General features: G+C 68.1%; 17 protein-coding genes. 10 read left to right on the top strand and 7 right to left on the bottom strand.

The window, feature by feature from the left end:
- Position 1: 1 nt before the first annotated feature.
- On the bottom strand, positions 2-1,033 hold the full coding sequence (locus AB0F51_RS12110; protein ID WP_360278028.1) for an alpha-hydroxy acid oxidase: 1,032 nt from the start codon (positions 1,031-1,033) through the stop codon (positions 2-4).
- 222 nt (positions 1,034-1,255) lie between these two features.
- Between AB0F51_RS12110 and AB0F51_RS12105 the strand changes: the two genes are divergently transcribed.
- On the top strand, positions 1,256-2,380 hold the full coding sequence (locus tag AB0F51_RS12105) for a hypothetical protein (RefSeq protein WP_360278025.1): 1,125 nt from the start codon (positions 1,256-1,258) through the stop codon (positions 2,378-2,380).
- Here the strand turns inward: AB0F51_RS12105 and AB0F51_RS12100 are convergent.
- The 3 genes from AB0F51_RS12100 to AB0F51_RS12090 are packed head-to-tail and all read right to left on the bottom strand — an operon-like array spanning position 2,373 to position 5,933.
- Positions 2,373-3,002, bottom strand: a complete 630-nt coding sequence (locus tag AB0F51_RS12100; RefSeq protein WP_360278022.1) for a bifunctional 4-hydroxy-2-oxoglutarate aldolase/2-dehydro-3-deoxy-phosphogluconate aldolase — start codon at positions 3,000-3,002, stop codon at positions 2,373-2,375. The genes AB0F51_RS12105 and AB0F51_RS12100 overlap by 8 nt on opposite strands.
- The gene (locus AB0F51_RS12095; protein WP_360278020.1) at positions 2,999-4,615 is read right to left on the bottom strand and encodes a D-aminoacylase; all 1,617 of its coding nucleotides are present in this window, start codon (positions 4,613-4,615) and stop codon (positions 2,999-3,001) included. The genes AB0F51_RS12100 and AB0F51_RS12095 overlap by 4 nt, the downstream gene beginning before the upstream one ends.
- Positions 4,616-4,625: 10 nt before the next feature.
- The gene (locus tag AB0F51_RS12090) at positions 4,626-5,933 is read right to left on the bottom strand and encodes an amino acid deaminase (protein WP_360278017.1); all 1,308 of its coding nucleotides are present in this window, start codon (positions 5,931-5,933) and stop codon (positions 4,626-4,628) included.
- A gap of 250 nt (positions 5,934-6,183) precedes the next feature.
- Between AB0F51_RS12090 and AB0F51_RS12085 the strand changes: the two genes are divergently transcribed.
- From AB0F51_RS12085 to rplL, 6 genes are all read left to right on the top strand, one after another.
- Entirely contained in the window at positions 6,184-7,194 is a 1,011-nt protein-coding gene (locus AB0F51_RS12085) for a sugar kinase (RefSeq protein ID WP_360278015.1), read from the top strand.
- On the top strand, positions 7,191-7,925 hold the full coding sequence (locus AB0F51_RS12080) for an IclR family transcriptional regulator (RefSeq protein ID WP_360278013.1): 735 nt from the start codon (positions 7,191-7,193) through the stop codon (positions 7,923-7,925). Before AB0F51_RS12085 ends, AB0F51_RS12080 begins: the two co-directional genes overlap by 4 nt.
- A gap of 43 nt (positions 7,926-7,968) precedes the next feature.
- Entirely contained in the window at positions 7,969-8,373 is a 405-nt protein-coding gene (locus tag AB0F51_RS12075; protein ID WP_360278010.1) for a RidA family protein, read from the top strand.
- A 115-nt stretch (positions 8,374-8,488) separates the two neighbouring features.
- Positions 8,489-9,667 carry an MFS transporter gene (locus AB0F51_RS12070; RefSeq protein WP_360278007.1) on the top strand — a complete coding sequence of 393 codons (1,179 nt, stop codon included), beginning with the start codon at positions 8,489-8,491 and terminating at the stop codon, positions 9,665-9,667.
- Positions 9,668-9,907: 240 nt separating this feature from the next.
- Positions 9,908-10,528 carry a 50S ribosomal protein L10 gene (rplJ, locus tag AB0F51_RS12065; RefSeq protein WP_360278005.1) on the top strand — a complete coding sequence of 207 codons (621 nt, stop codon included), beginning with the start codon at positions 9,908-9,910 and terminating at the stop codon, positions 10,526-10,528.
- Positions 10,529-10,596: 68 nt separating this feature from the next.
- Positions 10,597-10,983: a 50S ribosomal protein L7/L12 gene (gene rplL / locus AB0F51_RS12060; RefSeq protein WP_360278003.1), complete on the top strand. Its 387-nt coding sequence runs from the start codon at positions 10,597-10,599 to the stop codon at positions 10,981-10,983.
- A gap of 77 nt (positions 10,984-11,060) precedes the next feature.
- On the opposite strand, the gene AB0F51_RS12055 is transcribed toward rplL, so the two are convergent.
- Genes AB0F51_RS12055 through AB0F51_RS12045 form a run of 3 tightly spaced genes read right to left on the bottom strand, consistent with a single transcriptional unit; the run spans position 11,061 to position 13,683 of the window.
- Positions 11,061-11,573, bottom strand: coding sequence for an SgcJ/EcaC family oxidoreductase (locus AB0F51_RS12055; protein WP_360278000.1), 513 nt, complete (start codon positions 11,571-11,573; stop codon positions 11,061-11,063).
- A gap of 54 nt (positions 11,574-11,627) precedes the next feature.
- A complete protein-coding gene (locus AB0F51_RS12050) occupies positions 11,628-12,212 on the bottom strand; it encodes a phosphatase PAP2 family protein (protein ID WP_360277998.1) in 585 nt (194 codons plus the stop codon).
- A gap of 7 nt (positions 12,213-12,219) precedes the next feature.
- Positions 12,220-13,683 (bottom strand): alkaline phosphatase PhoX, encoded by a 1,464-nt coding sequence (locus AB0F51_RS12045; RefSeq protein WP_360277996.1) that lies wholly within the window; start codon positions 13,681-13,683, stop codon positions 12,220-12,222.
- Between the two features lie 251 nt (positions 13,684-13,934).
- Here AB0F51_RS12045 and AB0F51_RS12040 point away from each other — a divergent pair, with 251 nt between their 5' ends.
- From AB0F51_RS12040 to AB0F51_RS12030, 3 genes are read left to right on the top strand one after another with little or no spacing between them, the layout of a single operon-like run.
- Complete coding sequence (locus AB0F51_RS12040; RefSeq protein ID WP_360277993.1) at positions 13,935-14,882, top strand: ABC transporter ATP-binding protein; 948 nt, start codon at positions 13,935-13,937, stop codon at positions 14,880-14,882.
- Positions 14,879-15,652, top strand: coding sequence for an ABC transporter permease (locus AB0F51_RS12035; protein ID WP_360277990.1), 774 nt, complete (start codon positions 14,879-14,881; stop codon positions 15,650-15,652). The genes AB0F51_RS12040 and AB0F51_RS12035 overlap by 4 nt, the downstream gene beginning before the upstream one ends.
- A gap of 2 nt (positions 15,653-15,654) precedes the next feature.
- Entirely contained in the window at positions 15,655-16,485 is an 831-nt protein-coding gene (locus AB0F51_RS12030) for an ABC transporter permease (protein ID WP_360277988.1), read from the top strand.
- Position 16,486 lies beyond the last annotated feature (1 nt).

Here is a 16,486-nt window from a genome sequence, read left to right as displayed (position 1 = left end):
CTCAGGTGGCGAGGAGATCGGGGGTCAGGTCCGCAACGCGACGGGCGCCGATCAGGCGGAGGGCGTGGTCGAGTTCGTCGCCCAGGTCGGTGAGGAGGCGGGTCACGCCGGGGGAGCCGTCGACTGTGAGGGCCCACAAGGCCGGCCGGCCGACGAAGACCGCTCGGGCGCCGAGGGCGAGGGCAGTCAGTACGTGTTCACCGCGACGGATTCCGCCGTCCACATAGATCTCGGTGGAAGTGCCGGCGAGGGCAGCGGCTACCTCGGGGAGGGCTCGGGCGGTGGGGATCGACCCGTCGAGCTGGCGGCCGCCGTGGTTGGACACGATCACGCCCGCCGCGCCCGCGTCGGAGCAACGTTTGGCGTCGTCGCCGCGGAGTACACCCTTCACCAGCACCGGCAGCCCAGTGCGCTCGGCCAGCCAGCCGATCACGTCCGGGGTGAGGTCATCGGCTTTGCCCAGATCTTCCTCGCCGTACACGCCCTCCTCGAGGTTGGCCAGGATCTGCCCAGGCGGCACCACCTCCCAGACCGACGGCCCGTCATCCTCCTTGCGCCCCACCACAGGTGTGTCAGCAGTCAGTACTACGGCCCGCGCGCCGGCCGCGACTGCCGCGTCCAGCATTCGCAAGGTGATGTCGCGGTTCTTCACCACGTAGATCTGCAACCACCAGGGCGTACCGACCGCGCCGATCGCGGCGAACGTAGTACCGGCGTTGCTGGAGACTCCGACCACTGAGTTCGCGGCTCCGACACCAGCAGCCATCGCCACCTCGCCGTCGGGGTCCGCCTGCCGTTGCATGGTTGTCGGTGCGACCAGCACGGGGAGGTCGACCGGCGTGCCGAGGACAGTGGTCGTGAGGTCGACCGTCGACACATCGGTCAGCACGTGCGGGCGGAAGCGGTAGGCGTTCCAAGCAGCCGTGGCCTCCGCGACGCTGATGCCACCGGCCGATCCCTGGCGGAAGTACCGGTGCACAGCCTCCGGCAACTTGTCGGCAGCGGCCGCTTCCAGCCCGTCGATCCATCGCATGTCGACGATCCTTCCACCCCACACAGCCCGCGGAAAAGTTCAGCGGCCGGCTGGAGCGCGCGGTATCGTGGACGACGTGAAGCATTCTGGGCAGCGATTTCCGCGCCCCGGCCGGCACAGTGGTGCCGACGGGGTGAGCTGCTGCTGCGCTCTCTCCTGAGGTGACCGCGGCCGGTCGGGGTGTCTGTTCCCCGGACCCGCTGCTCACAGGAGAGATAACCCATGGCTGTACTCACCGTCGAAGAACTGCACGCTGCCCTCGCCCTCCGCGACCTCGCTGATCCCGCGCAAGGCCCTCATGCGATCCAGCTGGTCGTCGACCAGATCCGTACCGCGCTCGGCAACGCCTGGCCGTACACGGAGATCTGGACCCGGCGAGATCATCCGGTCGTTTCGCTGGCCGACAACTACGACAATCTCGGGTACGCCGCGGGCGCGGTCACCCGTGAAGAGCGCTACACCCGCTACGCGTCTGCGGGCGAGGTACTGCGCAGCCACACCTCCGCGATGATCCCGCCCGCGCTGCGTGAACTGGCTGCCTCCGACGCATCGGACGTCCTGATGGTCTGCGCCGGTATCTGTTACCGCCGCGACTCGGTCGACTGGCAACACACCGGTACGCCGCATCAGCTGGACCTGTGGCGCATCAGCCGCAACGTCACCCTCGGCGAGCCCGAGCTGGAGGACATGATCGAACGGCTTGTCGCCACCGTCCTCCCGGGCCAGACCTATCGGACCGTGCCCGCCGTCCATCCGTACACAATCCACGGCCGCCAGATCGACGTCCTGCTCGACGACCAGTGGATCGAGATCGGCGAATGCGGAGTGGCCGCCCCCGCCGTACTGCGCAAAGCCGGGCTGGACGAGAGCTGGACCGGACTCGCGATGGGCCCCGGCCTCGACCGCCTTCTCATGCTCCGCAAGGGAATCCGCGACATTCGGTTGCTCCGGTCAACAGATCCCCGAGTGGCCGAACAGTTGCTGGACCTTTTGCCGTACAAGCCGGTTTCGGCGATGCCCGCAGTACGACGAGACCTGTCGATCGTGGTCGGTCCAGACGCGGACCTGTCGGACGAGGTCCTCGGCGACCGGGTCCGCCAAGCCCTGGGCGCTGACGCGGACGCCGCGGAATCCGTCGAGCTACTCAGCGAAACGTCCTATGCAGACCTGCCCACACAAGCCCGCACTCGTCTGCAACTACAACCAGGCCAGCGAAACGCCCTGATCAGACTCGTCCTCAGACCCCTCGACCACACCCTGACCGACGCCGAGGCCAACCACCTCCGCAACCAGGTCTACACAGCCCTCCACGAGGGCCCGGTCCTGGAGTTGATCGGCATCAGCTGAGAGCGGCGCAGAAGGCCTTTGCGTTGGTGGTGATTTGGGACCAGTTGGCGGAGGTGATGTCTGCGGGAGAGACGACATCGGTGCCGGCGCTCACCGCGAGGGCGCCGGCCTCCAGGAACTGGCGGGCGTTGCTGGCGTTGACTCCGCCAGAGGGGACCAGTGGGACACCGGGGAAAGGGCCGTTGAGGTCTTTCAGGTACTTCGGGCCGAGGTGGTGGGCGGGGAAGATCTTGACCGCGTCCGCGCCGAGTGCGAGTGCTGTCATCACCTCCGACGGGGTGAAGGAGCCCAGGATGACGGGGATCCCGGCGTCGTGTGCCGCCGCAACGATCGCGGCGGCTTCGGGGCCTTGGCCCGGTGTCACCAGGAACGCGGCGCCCGCGTCGACCGCCGAGCGCGCCTGGGCGGCCGTCTGGACGGTGCCTGCGCCGACCACGGCACCCGTATCGCCGGTCGCGGCACGCTCGAGGTGCCGGGGGAGGTCCGCGGTGGTGAACGTCAGCTCGATCACATGGATGCCGCCGGCAACGAGTGCGCCGCACAGGTAGCGGGCGTCGTCGAGCGCGGGTGCCCGGACTACGCTCAGCACCCGGTCGGTGCGGAGCAGCTCCAGCGTGGTCATCTGAATTCCTTCCTGAAACTACGGCGGATGGCGCGACCGGGCAGAGCGTCGGTGCGGTGCCCGTTCTCGATGACGGGGACCCCGCCGACCAGCACCCAGGGGATGCCTTCGGCCTGCTGGCGGGGGTTGTCGAAGGTGGCGGTGTCTCGCACCCCGGCGGGATCGAAGAGCACCAGGTCCGCGTGGTACCCCTCGCGGACCAGCCCGCGATCGGACAGTCTCAGCCGTCGCGCCGGCCGGCCGGTCAGATGATGGATGCAGTCGGCGAGCTCGAGCACCCCGAGTTCGCGGACGTAGTACGCGAGGTACCGCGGGAACGTCCCCCACGCCCGCGGATGCGGTTTGCCGCCGACCAGGATCGCGTCCGAGCCGCCGGTGTGGGTGGGGTGCCGCATGATCGCCCGCACGTTTTCCTCGTGCCCGACGTGCTGCAGGATCGTGGTCGCGAGGTTGTCCTGGATCAGCAGGTCGAAGAACACCTCGGCCGGCTTCTGGCCGCTGTCGGCGGCGAGTTGCGCGACGGTGCGGCCCACCACGCCGCTGAGGGCCTCGTTCTTCACCCCGCCGATCTCGATGGTGTTCCAGTCCGTCACGCAGCCGTGGCATCCGTCGGTGCCGACCTGCTCCAGCTCGAAGGTGATCCGCTCGCGGACGGCCGGATCGGCCAACCGGGCCAGCAGCGTGTCCGCGCCGTCCTCGGTGCTCCAGCTCGGCAGGATCGCCGACAAGGTAGTTGCCCCAGGCAAATATGGGTAACTGTCGATGGTAATGTCGACGCCGTCCGCGAGTGCGTCGTCAATCATCGCCAGCAGGTCGGGTCCGCGGCCCTTGTTGGGTTCGAAGTTCATCGTCGCGTGGGTCAGGTGCAGCGCGCAGCCGGACTGCCGCGCCACCTCGATCATCTCGCCGTACGCCTCGAGCGCGCCTTTCCCGTACGAGCGGTGATGTGGGCTGTAGAAGCCGTTGTACTGCGCGACGACCTTGCAGAGCTCGACCAGTTCGGCGTTATCCGCGAACATCCCGGGCGGGTACGTGAGCCCGCTGCTCATCCCCACCGCGCCATCCCCGAGCCCGTCGGCCAGCAGCCGTTTCATCTCGGCAATCTCGGTTGCGGTCGCCGGCCGGTTCTCCGTACCGACCACCATCATCCGGAGCGTGCCCTGCGGGACCAGGTACGCCGCGTTGCAGGCGATCCCTCGGTCGAGCCGGTCGAGATAGCCGCCGACCGTGGACCAGGAGAAGTCGAAGTCGTCGGGCTCGCCGTTCCAGCCGGCGATCTGGCGACGCAATGCCTTCCGGGTCGCCTTGTCGATCGGCGCGAACGACAGCCCGTCCTGGCCGAGTACCTCCAGCGTGACGCCCTGGCTGACCTTGGCGGTGTGATCCGGGTTGGCCAGGATCTGCAGATCCGAGTGCGCGTGCATGTCGATGAAGCCGGGCGCGACGACCAGCCCGGTGGCGTCGATCTTCCGGTCGGCCCGCAGCACGTCGCTGCCGGGCAAGTAGTTGCCGACGGCCACGATCCGGCCGCGGTCGACGACGACGTCGGCCTGCACGCCCGGCGACCCGGTGCCGTCGATGACGGTGCCACCGCTGATCAGCAGGTCGGTCATCGCGGACCCATCAGAAGAACGTGCGGATCAGGTCGACGACCACCGGGTCATCGGCCTCCGGGTCGTCGATCACCGGGACGAGTCCCCACTTGTCGAACGCAGTACAGGGGTGTGACAGTCCGACCCGCAGTTCGTCACCGATCACCAGTGGGGTTTCGCCATCGGGGGAGAAGCGCAGGAAGCCGTGCTGGTCGTTCAGCTTCGTCACGGTCATCCCCTCGACCTTGCGCACGCCGTCGCCGGTGGAACGCGGCCGGAGCAGCTGCGGCTCGGGCAGCCCTTCGTCGTACGGCAGATCGCGCTTGCCCGCGTCGAAGATCGCCAAGCCTGCTTCGGGTTGTGAAGTGATCCGGACCCAGCCGTGCATGGCCGACACCAGCCGGTCGCCGTCAGTCCGAGGTGTTGAGCCCAGCGGCGAGTGCTGCCGGTAGTAGCCGTCGTCATGCGCGATGTAGGCGCCGGACCGCAGTACGACCCGGGCGCCTTCGCTGGCGAGTGGAGCCAGCACCTGCGCCACCTGCTCGAAATACGCGCTACCGCCCGCACTGACCACCGGTACTACGTCAGCCTCGTACTGCAAGCCTCTGTGCACAGCAGCGAGCTCACGGACGTAGGAGCGGACATGCTCCAGCCCGGCCTCGTCAGCGCCATGTGCAATCGCCCCTTCGTAGCCAGCAACGCCAGCAAGCCGCAGTGTCGATGCAGCGGCGATCGCGGCGCCTACAGCCAGCGCAGTCTCGGTGTCACGCGCACCGGTCCGCCCATCGGCTCCACCGACCTCCACCAGTACGTCGAGCCGCCGCGCGCCGGCATCGACGTACGCCGACCGCGCAGCCTCCAGCAACTCGACTGTGCGGACAGAGTCGGCCCAGACCAGCACCTCGAACGACGGGTCGGCTGCAAGCTCGTCCGCGATCCACCGCAGCTGCATTGGGGAGATGACCGAGTTGGCGATCATCACGCGGCTGACCCCGTACTGCCGGGCGACCCCGAGCTGGAAGGCGTTGGCCAGGGTGATCGCCCAGGCGCCGGCGTCCAGCTGCTGCGCCCAGAGCGCAGGAGCCATGGTGGTCTTGCCGTGTGGCGCCAGCTCGACGCCGTGGTCCGCACACCAGCGGGCAAGCGTCGCGACGTTGTGCTGCAGGCCTGGTGCGGACAGGGTGAGCAGGGGAGTGGGCAGGTCGGACAGCCGCGGCTTCTCGGCCAGTACGTCGGCCACGGTCCGGCCCCAGAACGCGGGCGGCAACGCCTTGTCCTGCCAGCTCACTCGCTGGTCCGCGAGGGCTGCGACGGCGGCGGCATCGTACGAAGCTGACATGACATCCCCGGCATGATTGCGTAATGTGCAACACTCGTTGCGCATCCTGACGTACCGGTTGTAGCATCGCGCCGGAACTCCCGTCAACGACAGCCGCACCCAGCCGACCAGCCGGCCCAGCTCAACCCGCCGGCCCGCCAACCCAGTCCTACCCGCCGCCCAGCCCGACCCGCCGCCCAGCCCGACCGGCCGGTCATGACGGCCCAGCCCAACCCGCACTGCCAGTCAGCCTGCCTGAGAGGACCTATCGATGACCGACCCGGTACCGCGGGCGATCTGTCTCGGCGAGGCGATGATCATGCTCGCCGCCGAGGCCGGTGGTGCTCCGCTGGAGGACGTCGAGACGTTCCGCCGTTCGGTCGGCGGTGCCGAGTGCAACGTCGCCGGCGGACTGGCTGCGCTGGGAGTCCCTACCGGCTGGCTCTCGCGGCTAGGCACCGACGGGTTCGGCAAGCACGTGCTCCACGACCTGCAGAGCCGTGGTGTCGACGTCGGTGGAGTCGAGGACGACCCGACCCGGCCGACCGGCCTCTACGTGAAGCACAGCTTCAACGGCCGGACACAGATGCACTACTACCGCTCTGGTTCGGCCGCTGCCGCTATGGATCCCGCCTTCCTGGACAGGCCCGCAGTACGCGACCGGTTGGCTGGTGCGGACCTGGTGCACACCACTGGGATCACTGCGGCCATCTCCACGACTGCTGCCGAGATGCTGGATCGGCTGGCGGCTCTGCGGGACACCTTGGGCTTCACCTTGAGTGTTGACCTCAACTGGCGACCTGCTCTCTGGCGTGACGCCGACCCGGCTCCACTGTGGCGACTGCTGCGCGCGGCTGACGTAGTACTGATCGGTGCGGATGAGGCAGTGGCGTTCGCTGGTACCAGTGATCCTGGTGAGCTGCGGGAACTGGTTGGGCCGCGCTCGACCATCGTGCTGAAGTCGGATGCTCACGTAGCGCTCGCGCTGGAGCCGGACGGACGCAGTACTGAGGTATCGGCGCTCACCGTCGACGTAGTAGAGCCTGTTGGCGCAGGAGACGCCTTCGCTGCCGGATACTTGGCCGGGACGTTACAGGGGCTGCCGATGGAGCAGCGGCTGCGGCTGGGACATCTGAGTGCGGCGGCTGTGCTGGCTGTGCCGGAAGACCATGCGCCGCCTCCTGATGCCGCGACGCGGCAGGCGTTGCTTGCCTGCTCCGAAGCGGAGTGGGCAGTCGCCCAGGTCGGCCCGGCCGGCGTCCGGTTAGGAGGTGTGGTGTGAGTCAGAGCCTGGCGAGAGCCCTGCAGATCCTGGTCAGCCTGGGGGAGGGCGACCGCTCGCTCGACCAGCTGGCGACCGAGCTCGACGTCCACAAGACCACAGTCCTGCGGCTCCTGCGGACCATGGAGGCCGAACGCTTCGTACGACGCGACGAGGCGCACCGCTACCGGTTGGGCTCCCGCCTGTTCTCGCTGGCGGACGCATCGCGCGAGCAGCACGTCGTACGGGCTGTCGCTGCTCCGCATCTGCGGCAGCTCAACCAGCGGACCGGCCAGACGGTGCATCTCGCGGCGTACGAGAATGGGCAGGTCATCTACATCGACAAGCTCGACAGTGTGCAGTCGGTGCGGATGTACAGCCAGATCGGCGTACCGGCCGCGTTGCACTGCACGGCTGTCGGCAAGGTGCTGCTGGCGGCCCAGCCGAAGCGGCAGCGGGAAGGCCTGCTGAACACCATCGACTACCACCGGTTCACGCCGAACACGATCACCGGACCGGACGCCCTGCGCGACGAGCTGGACCTGGTCCGTTCGCAGGGCTGGGCCCACGACCGGGCCGAGCACGAGTCGTTCATCAACTGCATCGGGGCGCCGATCGTCGAGCGCTCCGGTCGCGTGGTGGGCGCCGTCTCGATCTCGGTGCCGGACGTGCTGCTCAACTACGAGCAGGTGCTGGAACTGCTGCCCGACCTGCTCGCCACCACGGCCGCCATCGGCGCCGACTACACCTGATCGCGCCATCCTCACCGGCCGACCACATCGAGAGGAACCCCGTATGTCCGACAAGACCGCCGTCTCCACCCCCGAGGCTCCCGCGCCGCTGCCCGTCTTCTCCCAGGGGGTCCGCAAGGGCAACGTCCTGCAGGTGTCCGGTCAGGGCTCGGTCGACCCGGAGAGCGGCGCGTTCGTCTTCGAGGGCGACGTGAAGGCACAGACCACCCGGGTGCTGCAGAACATCGAGGCGATCCTGAAGGCCGGCGGCGGCAGCCTCGACGACGTGGTGATGTTCCGCGTCTACCTGACCGTCCGCGACCACTTCGCCGCGATGAACGAGGCGTACGCCGAGTTCGTCACCGCCCGCACCCCCAGCGGCGTCCTCCCCGCCCGCACCACCGTCTTCACCGGCCTCCCCCTGGAACAAATGCTGGTGGAAATCGACGCCCTCGCCGTCCTCCCCTGACCCACTCGAGAGCCTCCTCACCGTCGTACCGGTCCGCCGCCCGGCGGGTGTGCAGGTGTCCTGATGCCAGGGACCGGCATCTCATTCGGTAGTTGCGGATGAAACGATGGGTGGGATGACCGAGTCCTTCAGTTGGCGGCGGATTGGGCCCTCGGTCTATCTGCCGGCGTTGTTGTACGGCATCGGCCAAGGGGCTATCGCTCCTGTGGTTGCGTTGTCGGCGCGGGATCTCGGGGCGTCGATCGCCGTGGCCAGTCTGGTGGTTGCCGCCGCTGGGGTCGGGCAGGTGATCGGGGACATTCCAGCCGGGACGCTGACCGCTCGGATTGGTGAGCGGCGCGCGATGTTGCTGGCCACCGGGCTTGTGTCGGTCGCGTTGGCCGCGTGTCTGGTCGTGCCGAACGTGTGGGGTCTCGCCCTGGCGATCGTGGCGACCGGTCTGGCCGGTTCGGTCTGGGGGCTGGCCCGGCAGGCCTATCTCAGCGAAGCCGTCCCGCTGCGGATGAGAGCGAGAGCGCTGTCCACACTGGGCGGGATCGCGCGGATCGGTTCGTTCATCGGCCCGTTCCTCGGCGCCTTCGCGATGAAGTTCCTCGGCACCGACGGCGCGTACTGGGTCCACCTCGGCGCCGCCGTACTCGCCTGCGTGGTCCTGCTGAGCCTGCCCGACCTCGAGTCCGTACGCCGTAATCGCGCGACCAACCCGGTGGTCCTGCAATCCACCCGCGCCGTCCTGCGCGAACACTTCCCCGTACTGCGGACCCTCGGCGTCGGCGCCCTTCTCGTCGGGGCGGTCCGGGCTTCGCGGCAGGTGGTGATCCCGCTCTGGGCCGAGCATCTCGGGCTCGACGCCCAGACCACGAGCGTGATCTTCGGCCTCTCGGGTGCCGTCGACATGCTGCTCTTCTATCCGGCCGGCTCGGTGATGGACCGGTTCGGCCGCAAGTGGGTCGCAGTACCGTCGATGCTGGTGCTCGGGCTGGCGCATCTGTTCCTGCCGCTGACGCACTCGGTTTCCACCCTGACCGCGGTCGCCCTGTTGATGGGAGTCGGCAACGGACTGGGCGCCGGCATCCTCATGACGCTGGGCGTCGACGCGGCACCACCGGGCAGCCGGGCACAGTTCCTGGGCGCCTTCCGCTTGTTCGCCGACACAGGCAGCGGAGCCGGCCCGTTCCTGATCGCCGGGGTGACAGCCTTGGCCGGCCTCGCCCCCGCAGTACTGGTCATGGGACTCACCGGTTGGGCCGCCGCAGCGGCCATGAGTAGGTGGATTCCAGCCCGGCCCCGGTAACCGATTTGGTGCCCGCGTCACCGGCGGTTACTCTTGAGGCTGCCGAAGACCGCTGGTCGTTGCTCCCGGAGCAACTGAAGGTCCCACAAGTTCGTGGGCGGCCCGCGCAGGTGACAAGTAAGTGAGACTGGTTTGTTCACGCCCTTGCGCCTGCGCAGGGGCGTTTTCGATTTTGTGGATCCTGGCCGGTGCGGCTGACAAGCCCAACCCTGTGTGAACAAGCAGGGCGGAAGGAGACCCATGGCGAGGCCGGACAAGGCAGCCGCCGTCGCAGAGCTCACTGAGAACTTCAAGAGCTCCAACGGCGCCGTGCTGACCGAGTACCGCGGACTCACCGTGGCGCAGTTGCGGCAGTTGCGCACTACGCTCGGTGACGACGTGAACTACGCCGTGGTGAAGAACACGCTGACCCAGATCGCGGCCAAGGACGCGGGTGTGGAGTCGTTCGACTCCCTGCTCGAGGGTCCGTCGGCCATCGCCTTCATCAAGGGCGACCCGGTGGTCGCGGCCAAGGGCCTGCGTGACTTCGCCAAGGCGAATCCCCTTCTCGTCATCAAGGGTGGTGTGCTGGATGGCAAGGCACTCAACTCTGACGAGATCAACAAGCTCGCTGACCTCGAGTCGCGTGAGGTTCTCCTCTCGAAGCTCGCAGGTGCGATGAAGGCGGCCCCGCAGCAAGCGGTGTCGTTGTTCGCTGCTCCGCTGTCGCAGGCCGCGCGCCTGTTCGCGGCGCTGCAGGACAAGCTGCCGGCCGGCGACGCCCCCGTGGCGGACGAGGCTCCGGCTGCGGAGGACGTGCAGGACACGACCGACGCACCTGCCGAGGCGAGCACCGAGGAGACCGCGTCAGCTGACAGCTGACCCGTTCGCTTCACGCAGTACCCCATTCAGTGATCACCAGCAACACTTTTGAAGGAAGGACCGCCAAAATGGCGAAGCTCAGCACCGAAGAGCTGCTCGGTCAGTTCAAGGACCTCACCCTGCTCGAGCTCTCTGAGTTCGTGAAGGCCTTCGAGGAGGAGTTCGGCGTGACCGCCGCTGCTCCCGTCGCGGTTGCCGCGGCCCCGGCCGCCGGTGGCGGCGCGGCCGACGAGGTCGTCGAGCAGGACGAGTTCGACGTCGTCCTGGAGTCGGCCGGCGACAAGAAGATCCAGGTCATCAAGGAGGTGCGTGGCCTCACGAGCCTCGGCCTGAAGGAGGCCAAGGACCTCGTCGAGAGCGCGCCGAAGGCCATCCTCGAGAAGGTCGACAAGGCTGCCGCGGAGAAGGCCAAGGAGGCCCTCGAGGGCGCCGGCGCCACCGTCACCCTCAAGTGACCCGTGCGGCCTAGCCGCACACCAGCAGTACCAGCGAAGGGCGGTCCCGCCAGGGGCCGCCCTTCTGCCTGCCCGGGTCAGGGCAACGGCTCGACCCGGGTGTTCTGGAACGAGGCCTGCAGCCAGCGGCCGTGCTTGCGGTGCATCACGTTGGTGTTGATCGACAGCGAGTCGGCCCGGCAGGTCGTCGCCGGAGCCGTGATCAGGCAACTGGTCCGGACGATCACCGCGATGTCCCGCTCGAGATAGCGGATCTGCTCACTGAGCGTCCGGAACGTGGTGTCCTCGATGTAGGTGTCGAAGTAGCGCTGCATTTCCCGGGCGATCTCGGTCCGCCCGCGCAGGTGATCGCCGTTGAAGGTCACCACGTCGGCGTCGGGATGAAAGGTGGCGGCGAACTCGGCGCCGCTCTCGTGGGTCCAGGCATCCGCCTGTTGCTGGAGCAACCGGTCGAAAGCCACCTTGTCCGGAACCCGCCCGGCCTGCTCCTGGTCGGTCGCGGCGCCCGCGGCTCCCGCCGTCAGCGTCACGCCCAGCCCGAGCGCGGCCACTCCGGCCACGGCCATTCTCCGCATCGTTCGTCCGAGCACGGGACACTCCTCCTATATGTCGAGCTGCTAGATGTAGCCAGCCTACATATAGATTCAAGTGCGGCCCCGCCACCGGCCGAGGACGGCGACCCAAGCCCCTGCCCAGAGCCAGCCGGCGAGGAGGTCTGACGGGTAGTGGCGGCCCAGTACCAGCTGGGAAAGTCCGACAAGCCCAACCGCAGTAAGTAGTAGACCGACGACCCACGCAGGACGGCTGTGCAGGATCAGCAGCAGAGTGCCCGCCAAGGCAGCGGTGTTGGCGGCGTGGCCACTGGGGAAGCTGTACTCCGAGACCGTGTCCGGCAGTGGCCAGAGGTCGGGACGGGACCGGCCGACCAGCTCCTTCAGCAACGGATTGACCGCCCAGACGACAGCCACCCCTGCGCCGAACAACGTCGCGTCAGCCGGCCGGTGCCGGACGAGCAGTACGACGAGTACGCCGGCCGCGACGACTCCGAGCGGTACCAGCTCGGTGGCCTTGCTCAAAACGAGCATGACCGGATCGATCGACCGGCCCGCGTCGTGCACCCGGATCAGCAGTCGCCGCTCGCCTGGTATCGAATCCGCAGCAACGACCCAGGCGCCGAGCGCCCCAGCGGCGACCATCGACACCACCGAGACGCCCAGCGGCGTGCGCACTGCTTCGTCAGACGCCGATTCGTTGCCAAGGGCCCCAGATTGCGAAGGACATGCCGCGGCTGGCTTGGATGTTGACGAACAAGGTGTGCCCGTCCGGGCTGAACGTCGAACCGGCGAACTCGTCGCCGGAGCGGTCCACCCCGGTACTGCTGGTCAGGCGGTTCAGTGCGATGTCCCAGAGTTGGCCGCCGCGGGACAGGCCGCGCAGGTAGTTGTCCTGTGTGCTGTCCTCGCAGAGCACCAGCGTTCCGCGCGGGCTGGTCGTCACGTTGTCCGGGAAGTCCAGGGTCGAGCGGTTCGGCGACTGGTACAGCAGCTGCAACTTCTCGGCGCGGGTGTGATAGCCCCAGATCTGGCCGAACCCGTTGCCGTAGCCGTTCACCGAGTCCGGCCCGGTCTCCGCCGGTCCGCCCCCTTGGGTCGAGCAGAAGTACACGACGTTCTTGTCGTAGACCGTGCCCTCCAGCCGGGAGAAGTACGCCGCACCTTGGGAGCGGCCCTGGTCGCCGACGTACACCAGCGCTTGGTCGTTCGTGGTCGGCGCGGTTTGCCCTGGCGTATAAGGGAAAGTCGGCGCCGGGTCGTCGATGTCCACCCACTCGACGTCGTACGTCGCCCGCTTCGGCTGCTCGGCGGCCAGGTTCAGGTTCGGGCGACCGCGGACAGCGAGCATCTGCAGCCGGCCGTTGTTGTCCAGCCGGCCGGAACGCAGCGGGTTCGAGGCCGGCCGGTAGCGGTAGAACCCGGACGGGAACGCGAAGTTGTCCTCGGTCAGGTAGAGGATCCCATCGGCCGGGTCGAACGCGACCGCCTCGTGCGCGAAGCGGCCGGCCCGGGTGATCGGCTGCCGGTTCGACTGGCCGCCCGCCGGGACCTCGAAGATGAAGCCGTGCGGCTTGGTCAGCGCCAGGTTCGGCGTACCGGTGAAGTCGGGTCCGACGTCCGGGCCGTTCACCGTTTCCTCGCAGGTGATCCAGCTGCCCCACGGCATGATGCCGCCGCTGCAGTTCATCATCGTGCCGTTCAGGCTGGTGTACGCGTCGCGCACCTCACCGAAGGGCGTTACCTCGACGGTCGTCGTACCGCCCTGCGCGTTGGCGTCGTACGGCGTACCGGGGCCGAACGGTGCGCCCGGGCTGTTCAGCTCGTGGTTGCGGACCAGCAGCACGTTTCCGCCGGACCCCCGGAACGCGCCCATCCCGTCGTGCCGGCCGGGCAGCTTGGTGCCGTCCCGCAGTACGACGGGGAACTCCGTGTCGTGGAACGAGCGGTACGAGAAGCCCTCCGGCAGGTGCAGCCGGACCTTGCCGTCCCGCGCGTCCGGGATCGGCCGCAGGGCCCGGAAGGGTGCGTTGCCCTTGGGCTCCGCCATCGCGTCCCGGGCCACGACCCCCTGGAACGGTCCACCGGCAAGGATGCCGCCGGCAACGGCCATGCTGCCCCGGAGGAAGGTACGGCGTTCGATGCTCATCAGTTGCCCCTCTCAAGCGTTCGGCCAGAGTTCGACGCTAACCTTCTGCTCGAGCTGCCGACAGACCTGGCGGTCGGCGGTACGCAGCGTGATCCCGGCGTGACCACAGCGTGACGAATCGGTCATCCAACACTTGACACACAGGGGTTACGTAAAACCGTACTCGTGCGTAACCTAAGCAACCGCGCCCTCGTTGAACCGGCGAAAGCACGTCGGTCGGGGCTGCGTGAGAGAACCCGTGAGGAGGACCGGTGGGCGTAGAGGTCCGTGTCGAAGGACTGACGAAGTCCTTCGGGAGCCAGCTGATCTGGGGCGACGTGTCCCTGACGCTGCCCGCCGGTGAGATCTGCGTCATGCTCGGTCCTTCCGGTACCGGGAAGTCCGTATTCCTGAAGACGCTGATCGGTCTGCTCAAGCCGGACCGGGGTCACGTGCACATCGAGGGCGTCGACATCGCCACCTGCTCCGAGCGCCAGCTCTACGAGGTCCGCAAGCTGTTCGGCGTGCTGTTCCAGGACGGCGCGATGTTCGGCTCGATGAACCTGTACGACAACGTCGCCTTCCCGTTGCGCGAGCACACCAAGAAGTCCGAGTCCGAGATCCGCTCCATCGTGATGGAGAAGATGGAGATGGTCGGCCTGGTCGGCGCGGAGAAGAAGCTGCCCGGCGAGATCTCCGGCGGCATGCGCAAGCGGGCCGGCCTGGCCCGCGCGCTGGTGCTGGAACCCGAGATCCTGCTCTTCGACGAGCCCGACTCCGGTCTGGACCCGGTCCGGACGGCGTTCCTCAACCAGTTGATCATCGACCTGAACGAGATGACCCAGGCGACCTGCCTGATCGTCACCCACGACATCAACACCGCGCGGACGGTGCCGGACAACATCGGCCTGCTGTACCACCGGCACCTGGCGATGTTCGGTCCGCGCGAGATGCTGCTGTCCAGCGAGGAGCCGGTGGTCCGCCAGTTCCTGAACGCGCAGCGGATCGGCCCGATCGGGATGTCCGAGGAGAAGGACGCCGACGAACTGGCCGCCGAGGCGGACCAGGAGCTGCCGCCGCTGCCCCCGATCCCGATCCAGCAGCTGCCCAGCAGCGGCGTACTGCGCCCGACGCAGCGCCCGCCGGGCGAGTGGTGCGAGCAGAACGGCGTGACCCCACCCCCCGGTTCGTTCGCCGGCGCCACCGTGGGGGTCACGTGAGTGCATCTGTGACCGCCCCGCTGAAGCACGCCGGCTCGCTGTTCGCCTTCGCGCTCGACACCGCCCGGGCCTCGGTACGCCGGCCGTTCCAGCTGCGCGAGTTCCTCCAGCAGGCCTGGTTCGTGGCCAGCGTGACGATCATCCCGACCGCGCTGGTCGCGATCCCGTTCGGTGCGGTGATCGCGCTGCAGGTCGGTGGGCTGATCAAGCAGTTCGGCGCGCAGGCATTCACCGGGTCGGCCGCCGTGCTGGCCGTGGTCCGCGAGGCTTCGCCGATCGCGACCGCGTTGCTGATCGCGGGCGCCGGCGGCTCGGCGATCTGCGCCGACCTGGGCGCGCGCAAGATCCGCGAAGAGCTGGACGCGATGATGGTGCTCGGCATCGACCCGATCCAGCGCCTCGTCGTACCGCGGGTGCTGGCCACCATGCTGGTCGCGTTCTTCCTGAACGGATTTGTCAGCGTGGTCGGCGTGATGGGCGGTTACGTCTTCAACGTGGTCCTGCAGGACGGGACGCCCGGTAGTTATATAGCCTCCTTCACGGCGCTCGCCCACCTGCCCGACCTGTGGCAGGGCCAGGCGAAGGCGCTGGTGTTCGGCTTCATCGCCGCCGTGGTCGCGTCGTACAAGGGCGTGAACGCCGGTGGTGGACCCAAGGGGGTCGGCGACGCGGTGAACCAGTCCGTCGTGATCACCTTCATGCTGCTGTTCGTCGCGAACTTCGCGATGACGGCGATCTACTTCCAGCTCGTACCGCCGAAGGGGGCCTGACCGTGTCAGCCCTCGTCGACACCTTGGTGAAGAAGCCGCTGAACTCGCTCGACCGGCTCGGTGAGCAGCTCGCCTTCTACCTGAAGGCGCTGGCCTGGTCGGGCAAGTCGGTCACCCGGTACCGGCGCGAGATCCTCCGGCTGCTCGCCGAGGTGACGCTGGGCACCGGCGCGCTCGCCGTCATCGGCGGAACCGTCGGCGTGATCACCTTCCTGGCCTTCTTCACCGGGACCGAGGTCGGCCTGCAGGGCTACTCGGCGCTGAACCAGATCGGTACCTCGGCCTTCGCCGGCTTCGTCAGCGCCTACATCAACACCCGCGAGATCGGTCCGCTGATCGCCGGTATCGCGCTGGCCGCGACCGTCGGCTGTGGTTTCACCGCCCAGCTCGGCGCGATGCGGATCAGCGAGGAGATCGACGCCCTCGAGGTGATGGCGATCCCGTCGCTGCCCTACCTGGTCACCACCCGGATCATCGCCGGCCTGATCGCGGTCGTCCCGCTGTACGTCGTCGGGTTGCTGTCCTCGTACTTCGCCACCCGGCTGACCGTGACGACGTTCTACGGGCAGAGCACCGGGACGTACGACCACTACTTCCATCTGTTCCTACCGCCCGGCGACGTGCTCTGGTCCTTCGGCAAGGTGCTCGTCTTCTCGGTGCTGGTGATCCTGGTGCACTGCTACCACGGCTACCACGCGACCGGCGGCCCCGCGGGCGTCGGCGTCGCCGTCGGCCGCGCAGTACGAACCTCGATCGTCGTCATCAACGTCGTCGACCTCCTGCTCTCGATGGCGATCTGGGGCACAACAACCACCGTCCGGCTGGCAGGTTGAG

Origin of the sequence: Kribbella sp. NPDC023855, assembly GCF_040639475.1 — a bacterium.
Taxonomy (GTDB): Bacteria; Actinomycetota; Actinomycetes; order Propionibacteriales; family Kribbellaceae; genus Kribbella.
Note: the sequence above shows the minus strand (reverse complement) of the source record. Positions and strands in the feature narration are given on the sequence as shown.